Below are 14,014 nucleotides of genomic sequence, written 5' to 3' on the forward strand. Positions count from 1 at the left end.
ACAATTCTTTTACCTATTGAGACGTGAGGGTTATCGTATTGAACCCAATGGCCTGGGCCTGCTCGATCTTCACACTGTCGGGCAGCGATTGTGACAGAAAGCTGTTGCCGGAGAGGTCCACACCCATCCCGTTGTCGCGCAGGCTGGCGACTATTCTATCATCATAAACCCGCACGAGAAGATCAAGATAACCCCTCTCTCCTTGCGGGTACGCCTGCTCGGCAACATCATCAACCGCTTTTATGACCGCTTTCCGTATCATTTCTAGCTTTTCCTGTTTTATCTCCAGAGAGTCGAGTAAACCCGCTATCCCTTCCCTGGCCCCCTCTCTCAACTCGTTACTGCTTGTGATCGTCGTCTCCAGGATACGAGTGTCGCCGAGTATTCTTCGGTCCAGCAATAAGGGGCTCTTATATGCCTCCGGAGACTTTCGCATCAGATAGATGCAACAGGTCACTATCATGCTGATAGTGACAATCTCGGCCATTGAAAAGGCGATCCAGACTCCGGCAGATCCCCACAACTGAGAGAGCGTGAGAGCAATGGGGATCACAGAGAGCCCCTCCACCATGGAGATGACCGTGGAGAATTTTGTTCTGCCTATGGTCATGAAATAGTAGATGGAAAGAAAAGTAATGCTCGTCCCGACAAGGCTGAGGGAGAAGAGCCGGATAGCCGGGATCCCTTCGGCAATATCTGCAGGATGATGAACACCAAACATCTGTAAAACAATTCCTGGGACACACTCCAGGAGTAAGGTGACAAGGACACTTGAGACCAAGAGTGTCTTCGCAGCCCTGAGAACCACGAAATGAACACCTGTATAGTCGTTCTCGCCGTACAATACCCCAACAATGGGGGTCATGGCCTGGGCTGCGCCCGAGATAAACATCGATACAAACGACAGGCAGGAGAGGCAGACAGAAAAAGCCACCATCCCTGACTTGCCGGCAACAGCTAGAACGATATGGTTGATACAGAGGATTTTGATGGTAACCAGGATGGAGCCCATTGCCGCCGGCGTGCCGGTGGAAAGTATCCTGAGGAGACACCTTCCAAACTTCGGCAACCGTAGTAAAGTTGAGACGGAAAAGCGCAGCGTTCTCTTGTTACTGAATATATATACGAAAAGAAAGCCTGCACCCACGGCATAACCGGAGACCGTGGCCAGTGACGAACCCGCAATTCCCAGTTTCATCGGTCCCATATACACCAGGTCCAGCACCAGGTTGACCAGGTTGGAGGCTATCAACACGGTCGATGCAAGTTTCACCCTGCCATCGATCCGCAGAGAATAAACAAGACCCAAAACAATTATAATCAGTGGAGTACCATAGACGAGGACATGAAGATAGGCTGACACCAAGGGGCGCAGGGAGGGTTCCCGGGTAAGAATTTTGGTGATGTCAACAAGAAACAGCTCCTGGCAAGCCAGCAGGAGAAAACTTACGGAAAACAAGCCAATAAGGACCACCGTGAAAATATCATTGGCGTATTCTCCCTGTCGTCTTCCTTTGGCCACCGATATAAGGGTTGCGCCCCCCATACCGAGACTGACGGCAACCGTATTATAGATCATGATGACGGGCATAACGAGATTGACGGCCGCCAATGCCTCCGAGCCAAGCATGTTGCCGACGATGACTGCATCGACGACAACGGACATGGTAAGCGTCATGGCCATCAGAATCGTAGGGATAAAGAACTCCCAGTATTTATTGTCCAGCAGCGTGCTCTTTCTGTTATTTATGTGTCGTATCATGCCTGTTGCCTGTTGTTTTAAACTGGCAAGAAAACCCGTATCTCCTGCACCAGAACCCAGCGCAGATATGCGGGTCCACTTTTCCCATGAAAACCAGAAGATTCCATATCCAGATCGAAAACGTCCACATACCGTTTATGCAGAACGCTGTCAACCGCCCCGGCAAAAACGTAGAAGCCGGGAATCGCAATTACAACAATCAGCAGCACCTGATGCAACAGGTCGTTCAGGGCAACCCGCAATTTCCACATGCTGAACTCCGAATGCAGCCTCAGGGGCAGGTATATTCTTTGCACGGTGTGGGTCAGTGGTTCCCCTCTCGTTTCCGTCATCAAATGATCTCCTTGAAAGACGTTTGATATAGCATAGAGGATTGGTGGCTTAATTCAAGGCAGTTCGGTGAAATATTTTTTTTGCAGTAACTGCTGATATGTGAACCATCCTGGGATGATCGGAATTTCCCAAATAGAAAAAAAACAGATGCCGTACTCGCCTGCCCTATCTCCAGTAAGCCAAACCGCTATAAGAAAAAGACCCTGAGTTCTCAACAACTGATCTTTTTCTGCCAATACCGAAAAAAATAGGCTAGAATGGCCACCTCCGACACACTTCAATGCATAAAGACCATACAGGATTTCGAGGATGCAGATATGATAATGAACCTTCCCCCTTTTACTCCAGCCCCTGGGGTAGAGAAGCCTCTATTGCCCGCTGGCGCCCAACTCATTTTTTCACAGTCCAGAAACCTGGAGAGACAGGGAGCTGTTGCGTCAAAGGTCACCCTCCAATGGGAAATGGCAGGTCCCCTGAATGAAACGGCTATGTGTCGTGCCATGGACACCCTGGCGCAAGCAAAGGATTATCTGCATCTGGAACTTGAAAATGGAGAGGATGGAGGGATAATAAAAGACTCCACACCAAAACCTGCTCAAGTTGAACATATTCTCTCTCAGGATCTGGCTGCGGAGATGGAGGCCTGGAGTACCCGATCTCCCCATCCCGGGACACCAGCATGCGCCCTCAGACTTCTCAAGATTGAGCAGCAGCGTTACGCACTAGGGCTCTCCGGGCCCCACGACATCCTGGATATCTGGACGATTGACCAAACTCTGGCAACCCTGGCACAACTCTATAACCAAATTATTGACCAAGAGTCCGTACACCTATCCCAGGGACCGGATTTCAAGGATTTTTCAGCCTGGTATGACAGCCTGCTGGCCTCGGGCCACCTGGAACAGTCCAGAGCTTTCTGGCAACAATTGCTGGATGGTACTTCGCCTGTATTTACATCGCCTCCGGCTCCTGGTACTTCGGACCACCCACTCAAAACCGTCCAGTCATTTCTGCCTCTGGACCCTGATCTTTGCCGAAAATTTGAAGCAAAAACCCGTGCTTTAGGGGCTTCAGTTTTTGAGGGGTATTTCACCCTCTACAACTTTGCTCTGTCAAGAATCTCCGGTAAAAACAACTTGCTCACCGCTTTCGTCGCCTCCCTGCGCCGAATGCCCGGCCTCAAGGATGTGGAGGGGTGCATGCTGAACCGATTTTATATCCCTGTCCGCTTAACCGACAGCAATGATTATCCCTCTGTACTTAATAAGGTCAGCCAGACATTGGCTTCGGCAAAACAACACTGTCTCTGGCCGACATGGAAAGAGCTCGATCCAGAATGTGCTGGCTACCCCGGACTTTTTTTCCACTATGTGCCTCCAGACAAAGGATCGCGACCAGAGTTCAAACATCTTTCTGTGTCCCGGTTTAAAACCGTGACTCCGGCTTTCTGGCCTCACCCCATGTCGTTCCAGGTCACAGGGGATCCAACTCAGCCTTCATTATTCGCTATCGGTCAATCCGGGTTCTGCTCCAAGGCCTGGTTAGAGGAGTTGCAGAAAACCTTTGTCAGCGTAATGACCGAGATATAGTAGGTCGACTTCCAGCCCGCATTTCTCAAGTGTTCAGGCGGTGTCAGATTAGAAGTGGTTAGCACTGAACCATAGTTGGCTCTGTTCATTGCTAAAATACTGAAGAAGAAGATGCCGCATGGCCTGACCTCCGGCACTAACGGGTATTGTACCTGCAGGTACTCAAGCCTGGGCGTTTTCCCACTCTTTTCGTACCATCCCGGCTACGATTTCGTTGCGCTCCCCCTCCAGCACGGTGCCTTGCCAGTCCGGTTGGTCAAGGACTTTTTGCATGAGCATGCCATCGGTGCCAAACCATTGGGGAAGAACTCCTCCGAAAAAATAGCCCATCGACTTCAGGGTAGACACTGCCCAACCCACATGGGGCTGGGCAGTGTTAAGCCAAACCTGAATCACACGATCACCCTGCCCCACCAGCCTGAGATCCTCATCCCTTATCCGAGTCGGAAAATCTTCTCCGATATCACGCACTGCCACGCGAGACACTTGGGCAAACTCAAAACTCTGAATACTGATCTGGCTGTTGTGGGACGTCGGTTCTCCGTCCGCTATCTCAAAGGTGCACTGGTCGTCGAGCCCATTGTAGCAAAGAGAAAACTGGTCACTGAGCTCATTGGGAACAAAAACACTGTTTGACCTGGATTTCAGGATTAGAAAGCTCAAAAAGGTAGAAACCCTTCCTCCAGCGCTTTGTTCCTTGGCATAGGCGGCGGCGGGCATCAAGTTCACCTCCATGGCTCTGGCAACCATGAGATTTTTATTCAACATCTTCTGGGAATACGAGTGATTACAGACGGGTTCTCCATAAATAAGATCCACATCCGGGCGCCCTGTCCCCATTTCAATACCGTGCTCGAACAACCGGGTAGCAATTCCCCGGCCTCCTCTGTAGAGCCGATGAACGAGGCCGGCTCCACTTTCATATATCCTGGTATTGGGCGCAGAATTGAATAGTGATGTATGACCTACAATTGCACCGGAAGGAATTCTGGCCACCGAAGAAATCACGCGACCTTCACGATTTTCCTGCACTAAAAGTTCAGGTTCCAGATACGTGCGTATGGGATAGCTCTCCCCATAAACCGATTGAAAAAGATCGGTAACGCCTCGCGCATCTTCAGGACGGAAACTGTCGATGCTCCACTCCTGGCCGGGTTCAACCGGGATGCTTTGTTCAGTCATGCTTTTCCTCTCAGATATTCCAATCGGCAAAGGTCGGTGAAGGCTTACAATATTAAGGACAAAAACAGGAAATCAAGTTCTCCTGTGTTATCCCCCTAAACGGGCTTTAAAATCTGTCATGACCGCCGCAAAGATCCTGCAAAACTCCTCCATTACCGGCGGTTGGACAAGAGAAATACGAATCCAGTTTGGAAATCTGAAACCGGTCATGGTTCGCACCATAATACCACTGGTCATAAGTTTACGGTACATGAGAGTATCTGACACCGGCAGCCGAACCATGACATAATTGCCCTGGTTTGCCAGATATTCCAGGTTGAGATCATCAAACAAACAGCACAGACGAGCTCGTGCAGCCCGAACCATCTCACGAGTGGCAGTTACAAAAGAGCCGTCATTTGACAGCGCCGCTGCTGCCGCCCTCTGGGCTAGGGTATTCACGGAATAGACAATATGGGTGCGCCGGATCAGATCAACCAGTTCAGGAGAAGCACAGAGATACCCTATTCGCAGTGCCGCCAATGCATACATCTTGGAAAACGTTCTGAATACAACCACATTGCTATAGTTCTCTACGAGGGACATTCCGTCAGGAAAATCGGTTTCCTCCACATACTCGAAGTAAGCTTCGTCAATTACCACTAATGCCCTATTGTTGACCTGATCAAGAAAATCCCTCATGGTGGCACTATCCCAATATGTGCCGGTAGGGTTGTTAGGATTACAGACAAAGAGAATCTTCGTTTTCGGGTCTATAGCATCCAGCATTGCCTGGGGATCAAAAGTAGAATGACGCAGGGGAATGAGTTTGGCCTCAATACCTGAAAATTCGGCAACCCATTCGTACACCGCAAAGGTCTTATCCGCAGTGATGATGTTGTCTCCCTCTGTGCAAAAGGCTTTAATCACCGAGCCGATAACCTCACATGAACCGTTACCCACCAAAAACTGCTCTGCTGTCATGCTATATTTATCGGCTAAAACCCCGCGTAAATCATAGCAATCCCCATTGGGATAGACCGGTACGGTTCCCGGAGAAATTGCTTCAATCAGCGCTGCAACCTCGGGAGGAGGCCCAAGAGCATTTTCATTGTTGTTAAGCCGGTGCAGCCGTGACACCCCATAGAGTTCCATAAGAACAGGATCAGGCTTGCTTGGGTAATATGGCGAAAAAGCCTGGACGTGGGGCGGGACCAGGGACAGGGCATCAAAGGCTTTCATACTGAAACACCAAAAGATCAGATTGGCCGCCGTAAGGAAGAATCAGCCTGGGTGAAAAACTCGCTTCAAGAGCAGCCTGTGCCAGAGATGCCTGCCAGCCCAACGCCAGATCTGTCTGAAAAAGTATACGGTCGAACCCTTCTGCATGGAGGGTTGTAACATGATCCACAAGACAGGTTTTCATGTCCCTGCCCCCAACCAGGGGTACGAGCAGAGCCTCGCCAAGCCTGGGCCGTAGTTGAGCAAAAAGTACAGACCGTTCCGGGAGCTTTTCTCCCAGGTCCTTTGTCACCCGGATCTGTCGCATGAGGCAGAGATCCTGATAGGATTTTTCCAGAAATACGACAGCTTCCGGGTGTGACCAAACGGAAGTGCCGGAATCCTCGCCCAGATGACGATACCATACCGGAGTCTCCGGAGTCTTGGCACTCGGCGCGTACGCCCCAAGATATTCAAAATGACCAGGCGGTAAATCGGAGGTTGTCCGGCCGGAGAATAGCACCCTGGCATCTGTTCTGGCGACTCTCTGCAGGAGATATTCCACGAGCAAGCTGGAGAGTTGATCGCCCTGCATAAATATGTAGGGACCAAAAAATGTAACGCCAGAATCACCACACCAGCAGACAGCGCCTGCCAATTCTGAGGCCTGGGTCAAAGCTACGGCCATATTCATGTCGCCCCTGGTCACCATATCAGCGAGCTTCCCTGGCTTGAAAAAAGATTGATGCAGGTGCTCCGGGCCATAGAGACCCAGAGCAAGTAAGCAAACTTCTTTCACCAGATCGGGATCTGGTTTGGCTATAAAGCTCAAAGGTCCCTCAAAGGCTTTACGCTGGCTGACCTCAAGCGTCGCAGCGGGGTAAGCCAGATCTTCTCTCAGGGTGAGACATACCTTGCGACTCTGCAGCTGGACGTCAAAACAGTCCACCATCCGGGACGCAAGAAGAAGACCGAGGTGGGGAAGATCAAATTCATCCTCCGTCAAAGCGGCAGCAGTGAGGTTCATTGCCCACAAGTCAGAAGGGTCTGCAGCAAAACGGAGAGTGGCAGTCACATTCCATCCCCCGGGAATAATTTCCAGGATGATTTCGGAACCAGGGGCGGTATGGGCAAGGTGCATGACCACTTCCTCAACAGCCATAATCAACCTGTCAGTGCGGTCTCTGTCCAATCCAAATAAAGGGCTGCTGTTTTCTACCAAAGCCTGAGCCAGGGGAACCCAGTCGCGGTGAGCCCAGATTCTCGCAGAAACACTCTGATCAATGGGATTCATGGAAACAAATATCCTAATCGATGATTTTCAGAAGCAAAATAGGCTCCTCTATCTACCCCATCCTTAGTTAGGAGTAGATACGTTTGACATGTTTTCAATGGTTATATCGGATTCAAGAGCTGTGGGAAAGCAAAAAAAGGCGGCGAACCCCGATTACGGGTCCGCCGCCTGCATGAAAGACAAGGATGAGCAGAGAGACGTTACTCCACGTTGGAGACTTTATAGTCAGCTCCCTTCCAGGCGAATATCCCACCAGGGTGACGGAACACATTAGTGTATCCAAGCTCAGTCGCCCAGGCTGCACCATTATGACTCCGGGTACATTTTACAAACCCGCAGTAAACAATAATTTTCTTATCTTTATCATCCCCGAGGAGCGCTTTAAATTCTTCAACGGTTTTTCCTCCGGTCTCATTAGTATCCCACTCATTCATATCCGGGATTGGGAAGAGAAACTGTTTGGCACCTGGGATGTGATTCTTTTTATAACTCGCCTCATAAGGCATTGTGTCGATAACAAGCATATCTTCACCGGAATCAATTGCCTGTTTCAGTTCCTCGGTGGTTATTACGTTATACCCGCCTCTCTGGACCTCACGCACCAGTTTCACCGCTGACGCCTCTGTCGCCACCTCTTTTTCAAATTTTGAGTTGCCGAATCCGAATGCGGTTCCGGTGACACAAAGCAGGGCGGTACAAAGTGCGACCATAATCGTCTTTTTCATCTTTTCTCCTGTAATTGATTTTTTTTATTTACCTGATACCTGAACCTGCAGGCAAACAGCAGGGGTATCATCAAAAAAAGGTCTCTTCCAAGCGCTGATCGCAAACCGGAAAAAGCTTTATGCTCAGGATCTTCTGGACCAAAACATCCACAATCGATATCAAGCCCCAGATAGATTCCATAGGATAGGACTGCGATAAAGATCAGCATAAAAACAAGGGTTGAAAGTAACGCCCACCACTTATTAAACAACAGCCCCATGGCTGTGAAAAACTCCCCCCAGCATATGGCTAATGCCACAGGAAAGAGCAACATTTCAGGCACAAGGCCGTATGCCCCGATCACTCCGGCAAAGGAGGTTGGTGATAGTATTTTCGGTATCGCCGCACCAAGGAACACAATAGCTAGCAACCACCGGGCCACAACATCAAGCAAAAGCGGGTAATCAATTTTGTGTCCATGAACAACGTTTTTTGCTTTGCTCAATACCGGTATCATCTTGCTCTATTGGAGATTTTATCATGCCCATAAACAGTGCTATAACCCAACAATAATATTAGAATTATCTATTATGTCAAATTGCAAGATCCGATATAACCAATGGGATTCATCTAACATTTCTATAACTATTCAACACACTGTATCCATAGAAATTATTTGCTTATTCATGTCACTCCTATACAATAGAAGAAAGGAGTTACTTTTACCCTACCGAGGTCGCCTGATGACAGAAAATCAATCGACACCCTACATGTTGCTCGGGGCAGTGACAGCACTGCTATGCAGCCCTGTTCCCATCATTGCGGCTTTCACGTCGAATATAAGCGGCGATACCCGCATTGGCCTTTTCTGTCTCACCGCAAGCCTGCTTTTTTTTGGTATCGGAGAGGTCCTGAACCATCCTGCTCATGCAGGCAACAGATACATGAAGGATGGTGCCCCAGGCAGATTTAACAGGTTTTCCCAGCGAAAACGCATCCCATGTGGCCTTGGCAACCTGCTTTTTATCATCTCTCTGCTGCTCCTCTTTATTGGCATGGCCAAGATCTTTACAGACTGAGGTAAGTTAAATTTTACGGCGTTTAAAAACGCTGTTTTCCTATAATGTTATCTCATTATTTCAGTACTTCCAGCCAGTTTCACGATATTATATTTTGATTTTCCCAGCCTCGACACCTACAATGAATAAAGAGCAGTAACATTGCACTGCTCATGACCGAACACTACCGGTTATACCCTGATTTTTCATATATACCTGTTGATTTGCAAAATTTTTCAAGCTGGTTTGCTAAAGTAACTGCTTTGTAAGATAGGCAAATTAACATGATAAGTATGGGAAATACGGGGGAGGAGAACGGAGAGCAGAAAGGGCGGGTTCCAGTGTTTTCAGGTAGAGCCCGACATCTCAAACAACAGGTGGTGATATGAACCAGAGAAGACATCCACGCATCCCGATCAACGGTCTCCAGGCAGACATCTCAGACGGAAAAGGTTTCTTTACGGGAACAGTAACAGACATTTCCAGGTTCGGCATGTCACTCAATGACATACCCGTCAGGATGGACCCGGACGCAGACATCCTGTCGGTAATTATTGAAGGACAGGGAGCTCATTTTAAGCTGTTGGTACGACAGAAGTGGGAATCGGCTTCAGGACTGTATAAAATTATCGGTGGGCAGATTGAAAACAGCCCCTGGGACTGGACCGAATTCGTTATGCAACACGAACCCGAGGCCGATGATATCTGGTCTTAGGTAAAGCTTGTCAGATACTTAAAATCGTTCCAACCGAACATCACTACAACACATGACGTCCGTTCTGCATGTTGTAACGAAAATAAGAGGCACATATCCCCTCACTGGCAAGCATACATGGGCCAATAGGGTTCTGGGGAGTACAAGCCATACCAAATGAGGGGCAGTCCGGCGGCAACCCGCGACCTGAAATAATCATGTCGCAATGGCAGGCGCACTGCTCCTCCCCTTCCAGGAAACGTACATTAAATCGTTTGGTCGCGTCATAAAGCGATAACTCGTCCCGTATTACAAACCCGCTCTCTGCAATGGTACCCAAGCCTCTCCAGGCCGTATCCACGGCAAAGAACACTTCTGAAACCATCTGCCTGGCGTAGGAGTTTTCGACACTTGAGTAAATTACAGCCGATCCGACGTCAAAGAGAGATGCACCATGACGGATCTGCATCGCCATTGAGATAAGTCCTCGCAATATATCCGCTTTTTCAAATCCAGCTACACAGCAGGCAAGATTATGCTTTTTCGCCAGTGCCTTATAGGCTTCGGTATCTGAAATGGTCGTTACATGATCCGAACAGAGCAGGCCATGAATATCCAGATCCGGGTCGCGCATGATGGAATCAATAGTTGGAGGCAGTAACCGAATGGAAGGAATAACACAAAAATTATCGATCCCCTCGCATGCTGCTTCAAGAATTGTTTCAGCTACACTGGGGGCCGTAGCCTCAAAACCTACTGCCGGATAGACGATAATTTTATCAGGTTCACGCCGGGCCAGCTCAAGACAATCATGTGGTGAGGTAATCACCTCTACCTGGGCCATCCCCTGTGCCCGGATTGAATCGAGAGAGATGTCGCCACTACCACCAAGTTTTAACAAATCGTGGCAACAGGCTGTAATAACGTCGGGCTGCATTGCAACTTTGACAAAAGCATCCACATGCCCAGTAGGCATAACGCAGATGGAACACCCAGGACCGGAAACAAGTTCCAGGTTCTTGGGAAGTTCCTCCCTCAGTTGATATTGCAGGATGGCTCGATTATGACTTGAACAGACCACCATTATTCGAATTGGTCTGTCAACAATCTCATCCAACCTTCTCAACAACTGTTCCGGGTCTCTCAATGAATCACCTTATGAAAATCGGAAATGGATAATTCCAGTCATCCTGGAAAAAGCATATCATTTCGAATCTGAACGAATTTACTACTTTTTCAGAATAACCTTAAGAAAAAAATGCAGGCCGGGCAGCCATTTCAGGTAAGCTGTAACGATATCCCGGCAATCCGCGGACAACAAGCGAACTGCCGGGAATCATGTTTCAGGAGGATTCTTCTTCCGCCTTCTGCCTCATATCGTTGTAACTCTTGGACTGGGTGATCTTCTCACTGTTCAGCTTGTCGATTTCCTCTTTTGTCAGATGGAATTTTCCGCAGGCGGGACAGGTCGCATCGAATTCTTCACCAACAGCACGAGCCTTCAGCTCATCTATCGTCATGTGATCAACATACCCGCAAACCCCCGAGGGGTTTTCTGCACGCACCTGAACACGTTTTCCCTTTACACTTCTTTGTGGCATTATCTGCTCCTTATAAAGAACTTCTGTACATTTTCAGTGCTTCCTCAAGAGGAACTGTCCACATGCCGCGCTTACTATACCACTCTGCCCTATTTCATCATTAAAAAAAAATCGAGAAACAGGGTATATTACGACATCGTTCTGGACAGAGAACAACAGGCGAATTCAGTCCTCCGCCTGTTGCAGGACCTGCAGTTAATTTGTAAGTCTATCCACTTCATTGCCTTTGGCATCGATAATGGAAACAGCTACTGGCACGCCGCCATCCAGGCGGTGGGTTGCGCAGGACATTCACGGGTCGTAGGCGCGGACCGCCATCTCCACCTGGTTGAGCAATCCTTCGTTGTAATTACCGTCCTTAATAAGTGAGGTAGCTGCCTGCTTTACACTCATATTCATTGGTGCGATATTGTGGGTGGTTCCCACAATCAGGTTGGCGCTCTCGATACAGCCGTTCTCATCGGTAACATAGTCATGAATGAGAGTTCCGCGCGGTGCCTCGACAATACCGACGCCGCGACCGGCTTTGGGCTCAACCTTGGCGCGCACATTGGGATCTGTTATCCCCTCCCACTGCAGGAGTTCAATGGTGCGTTCGCAGGCATAAACCATTTCTATAAGACGGGCGTAATGATAGAGCAGGGTCTGTTGGGCCGGCCGGCCAAACTGACTTCTGAACTGTTCCAACGCTTCCTGGGCCTTCGGGGTGGCCATCTTGTCGCAAACGTTGATTCTCGCCAGCGTGTTGGAGCGGTAGATCCCGCGAGGAGCCTCAAGGCTCAGGTCAAAACCCTCCCCCCACGACTTGGCATACGGCATTTTTGAATATGCCCATGGCTCAACGTGCTCACCGAGATAGTTGGCATATTCCTCACCTTCAAAATCGACATAACTGCCGTCAGGCTTCATCAACCGTTGCTTACCGTCATAGATTCTGAGTGAGCCATCTTCACGATCAACCGTGCCCAGGAAGCCTGTCGTGATATTACCAAGCTCACTGATAACGTCCATATACTTGGAAAAGACGTTATTGATTGCAAAATCAAGAGAATAGAGGGCAAAATCAAGCAAAGTCCGGGTTTCTGTCAACAAAGTCTGACGCTCATCTTCGAGCAGTGGCTTGGAAAATCCACCGGTTACACCGGCGATCGGGTGAATTGCCTTCCCGGCAAAACGTTCCAGCATCATCTGACCAAGCTGGCGCATCTTGACTACCTGAGCAGCCAGCTCCGGGGCAGCCTTGGCGACACCGATAACATTACGTACTGAATAGTCCGCATCAGGCCCCAGCACAAAGTCCGGTGAGGCCAGAAAAAAGAAATGCAGGATCTTGTCGTTAATATGAGCCATGACCTGGCACAGCTCACGCAATTTATGACCGGTGGGAGTCGGCGTGACACCGAAAGCGCCATCTACCGCCTTATTGGATGCCAGATGATGCATCCACGGACAGATACCGCAGATTCGGTTGACGATCCGCGGGACTTCTTCCGCTGGCCGTCCCTCAATGAATTTCTCGAATCCCCGCAGAGACTGAATGTGGAGGAATGCATCTTCCACATTGCCACCATCATCAAGATGAATGGCAATTTTCGCGTGTCCTTCAATGCGGGAAACTGGAGCGATGTTCAATACAGTTCCCATCTTATGCTTCCTCCTTAACAACCTTTTTGCGGGCCGGTTTCAACAATCCATGAGCGCCGGAAAAACGCAGTATGGAACGCCTGTCGATAACCGACTTGTAATCAATACCGTTACTGGCCAGTGCATTCATCATGTCGAGCAACTGGTTTCCATCCTTACGTACGGGACCGAAGCAGCCTCGACAGGGAACACGAGCGGAAATACAGCTCGGTGCCTCACCGCGTGTACAGCCAGCCGCAGTAACCGGACCAAGACAGAGGTATCCCTGCTCCAGCAGACAACGCATCTGGTCGATGGGCTTATCAGCCTTATAATCGGCATTGGTGATAAATCTCTTTAACTCGGAAAGTTCTCCCTTTCCTTCCCGCTGCGTCGGACAGGTATCGCAGACGCTCTTTCCCGGCAGAACCGGATCTCTCCCTTCGAGCAGAGAGACAATAACTTCTGCAATATGTGCCGGATTAGGCGGACACCCGGGCAACTGCATATCAATTTTGACTTTTTCATCACAAGCATACACCCTGTCAAGCGGAGCCGGGACTTCGATGGTGGGTATCTCCGCCCCGGGATCCGTCGTGTGTGTCTGGAAGATCTCCTCCCAGCTCTCTTTGAGGTCCTGGCCGTTCATCAGCGCCGGGATACCGCCATGAGTGGCGCAGGAACCTAGCGCGATCAGTACATCACATTTGTCGCGCATCTCTTCGAGCACCTCAAGATGCTCATGATTACTCACACCACCGGTTACAATACCGACAGTTGCCTTGGGAATCTCAAGTACGGTGCCTTCACCGGTCTGGCCGAAATACTTGTGGTCCATCAGTACCGGGGCATGCACAATATCGAGCGCCTCGGTAATGAGGGGCAAGAGGTCCTCACCGATGTTGAGAATCGCTATTTCGCATCCGGAACAGGATCCGAGCCATTCAAGTGCAGTGGTTACTCCCATAACAAC

At 49.5% G+C, this 14,014-nt stretch carries 14 protein-coding genes; 3 read left to right on the forward strand and 11 right to left on the reverse strand.

All coding sequences use genetic code 11. From position 1 onward, the window contains the following. Positions 1 to 13: 13 nt before the first annotated feature. A complete protein-coding gene (locus tag GA520_RS17300; RefSeq protein WP_163337673.1) occupies positions 14 to 1,762 on the reverse strand; it encodes an MATE family efflux transporter in 1,749 nt (582 codons plus the stop codon). 17 nt (positions 1,763 to 1,779) lie between these two features. After that, positions 1,780 to 2,094 carry a hypothetical protein gene (locus GA520_RS17305; RefSeq protein WP_163337674.1) on the reverse strand — a complete coding sequence of 105 codons (315 nt, stop codon included), beginning with the start codon at positions 2,092 to 2,094 and terminating at the stop codon, positions 1,780 to 1,782. Between the two features lie 318 nt (positions 2,095 to 2,412). On the opposite strand from GA520_RS17305, the gene GA520_RS17310 reads away from it, so the two are divergent. Then, positions 2,413 to 3,684, forward strand: coding sequence for a condensation domain-containing protein (locus GA520_RS17310; RefSeq protein WP_163337675.1), 1,272 nt, complete (start codon positions 2,413 to 2,415; stop codon positions 3,682 to 3,684). Between the two features lie 162 nt (positions 3,685 to 3,846). On the opposite strand, the gene GA520_RS17315 is transcribed toward GA520_RS17310, so the two are convergent. The 5 genes from GA520_RS17315 to GA520_RS17335 form a co-directional block, all read right to left on the reverse strand. Continuing rightward, positions 3,847 to 4,866 (reverse strand): hypothetical protein, encoded by a 1,020-nt coding sequence (locus tag GA520_RS17315; protein ID WP_163337676.1) that lies wholly within the window; start codon positions 4,864 to 4,866, stop codon positions 3,847 to 3,849. 87 nt (positions 4,867 to 4,953) lie between these two features. Next, positions 4,954 to 6,087, reverse strand: coding sequence for a histidinol-phosphate transaminase (hisC, locus tag GA520_RS17320; RefSeq protein WP_163337677.1), 1,134 nt, complete (start codon positions 6,085 to 6,087; stop codon positions 4,954 to 4,956). After that, a complete protein-coding gene (locus tag GA520_RS17325) occupies positions 6,074 to 7,360 on the reverse strand; it encodes a hypothetical protein (protein WP_163337678.1) in 1,287 nt (428 codons plus the stop codon). Before GA520_RS17325 ends, hisC begins: the two co-directional genes overlap by 14 nt. Positions 7,361 to 7,560: 200 nt before the next feature. Further along, the gene (locus tag GA520_RS17330; RefSeq protein WP_163337679.1) at positions 7,561 to 8,085 is read right to left on the reverse strand and encodes a rhodanese-like domain-containing protein; all 525 of its coding nucleotides are present in this window, start codon (positions 8,083 to 8,085) and stop codon (positions 7,561 to 7,563) included. Further along, the gene (locus tag GA520_RS17335; protein ID WP_163337680.1) at positions 8,082 to 8,570 is read right to left on the reverse strand and encodes a MauE/DoxX family redox-associated membrane protein; all 489 of its coding nucleotides are present in this window, start codon (positions 8,568 to 8,570) and stop codon (positions 8,082 to 8,084) included. The genes GA520_RS17330 and GA520_RS17335 overlap by 4 nt, the downstream gene beginning before the upstream one ends. Before the next feature lie 238 nt (positions 8,571 to 8,808). On the opposite strand from GA520_RS17335, the gene GA520_RS17340 reads away from it, so the two are divergent. Both GA520_RS17340 and GA520_RS17345 read left to right on the forward strand, forming a co-directional pair. After that, a complete protein-coding gene (locus tag GA520_RS17340) occupies positions 8,809 to 9,144 on the forward strand; it encodes a hypothetical protein (protein ID WP_163337681.1) in 336 nt (111 codons plus the stop codon). A gap of 364 nt (positions 9,145 to 9,508) precedes the next feature. After that, on the forward strand, positions 9,509 to 9,838 hold the full coding sequence (locus GA520_RS17345; protein WP_163337682.1) for a PilZ domain-containing protein: 330 nt from the start codon (positions 9,509 to 9,511) through the stop codon (positions 9,836 to 9,838). 43 nt (positions 9,839 to 9,881) lie between these two features. On the opposite strand, the gene hypD is transcribed toward GA520_RS17345, so the two are convergent. The 4 genes from hypD to GA520_RS17365 all read right to left on the reverse strand — a co-directional run bounded on the left by hypD (position 9,882) and on the right by GA520_RS17365 (position 14,008). Next, on the reverse strand, positions 9,882 to 10,964 hold the full coding sequence (gene hypD, locus GA520_RS17350; protein WP_163337683.1) for a hydrogenase formation protein HypD: 1,083 nt from the start codon (positions 10,962 to 10,964) through the stop codon (positions 9,882 to 9,884). A 196-nt stretch (positions 10,965 to 11,160) separates the two neighbouring features. After that, positions 11,161 to 11,418 carry a hypothetical protein gene (locus tag GA520_RS17355; RefSeq protein ID WP_163337684.1) on the reverse strand — a complete coding sequence of 86 codons (258 nt, stop codon included), beginning with the start codon at positions 11,416 to 11,418 and terminating at the stop codon, positions 11,161 to 11,163. A gap of 291 nt (positions 11,419 to 11,709) precedes the next feature. Then, positions 11,710 to 13,062 (reverse strand): Ni/Fe hydrogenase subunit alpha, encoded by a 1,353-nt coding sequence (locus tag GA520_RS17360; protein WP_205749252.1) that lies wholly within the window; start codon positions 13,060 to 13,062, stop codon positions 11,710 to 11,712. A 1-nt stretch (position 13,063) separates the two neighbouring features. Further along, complete coding sequence (locus GA520_RS17365; protein WP_163337686.1) at positions 13,064 to 14,008, reverse strand: methyl viologen-reducing hydrogenase; 945 nt, start codon at positions 14,006 to 14,008, stop codon at positions 13,064 to 13,066. Between the last annotated feature and the right edge of the window lie 6 nt (positions 14,009 to 14,014).

The sequence above is a fragment of the Desulfopila sp. IMCC35008 genome, assembly GCF_010646885.2.
Classification (GTDB): Bacteria; Desulfobacterota; Desulfobulbia; order Desulfobulbales; family Desulfocapsaceae; genus Desulfopila.

Excerpts from the sequence above, each read along its gene's own strand:
- GA520_RS17305 (WP_163337674.1), bottom strand. The coding sequence starts at position 2,094 with ATGACGGAAACGAGAGGGGAACCACTGACCCACACCGTGCAAAGAATA.
- GA520_RS17365 (WP_163337686.1), bottom strand. The coding sequence starts at position 14,008 with ATGGGAGTAACCACTGCACTTGAATGGCTCGGATCCTGTTCCGGATGC.
- GA520_RS17315 (WP_163337676.1), bottom strand. The coding sequence starts at position 4,866 with ATGACTGAACAAAGCATCCCGGTTGAACCCGGCCAGGAGTGGAGCATC.
- GA520_RS17355 (WP_163337684.1), bottom strand. The coding sequence starts at position 11,418 with ATGCCACAAAGAAGTGTAAAGGGAAAACGTGTTCAGGTGCGTGCAGAA.
- GA520_RS17310 (WP_163337675.1), top strand. The coding sequence starts at position 2,413 with ATGATAATGAACCTTCCCCCTTTTACTCCAGCCCCTGGGGTAGAGAAG.
- GA520_RS17360 (WP_205749252.1), bottom strand. The coding sequence starts at position 13,062 with ATGGGAACTGTATTGAACATCGCTCCAGTTTCCCGCATTGAAGGACAC.
- GA520_RS17330 (WP_163337679.1), bottom strand. The coding sequence starts at position 8,085 with ATGAAAAAGACGATTATGGTCGCACTTTGTACCGCCCTGCTTTGTGTC.
- GA520_RS17300 (WP_163337673.1), bottom strand. The coding sequence starts at position 1,762 with ATGATACGACACATAAATAACAGAAAGAGCACGCTGCTGGACAATAAA.
- GA520_RS17345 (WP_163337682.1), top strand. The coding sequence starts at position 9,509 with ATGAACCAGAGAAGACATCCACGCATCCCGATCAACGGTCTCCAGGCA.
- hisC (WP_163337677.1), bottom strand. The coding sequence starts at position 6,087 with ATGAAAGCCTTTGATGCCCTGTCCCTGGTCCCGCCCCACGTCCAGGCT.
- GA520_RS17340 (WP_163337681.1), top strand. The coding sequence starts at position 8,809 with ATGACAGAAAATCAATCGACACCCTACATGTTGCTCGGGGCAGTGACA.
- GA520_RS17325 (WP_163337678.1), bottom strand. The coding sequence starts at position 7,360 with ATGAATCCCATTGATCAGAGTGTTTCTGCGAGAATCTGGGCTCACCGC.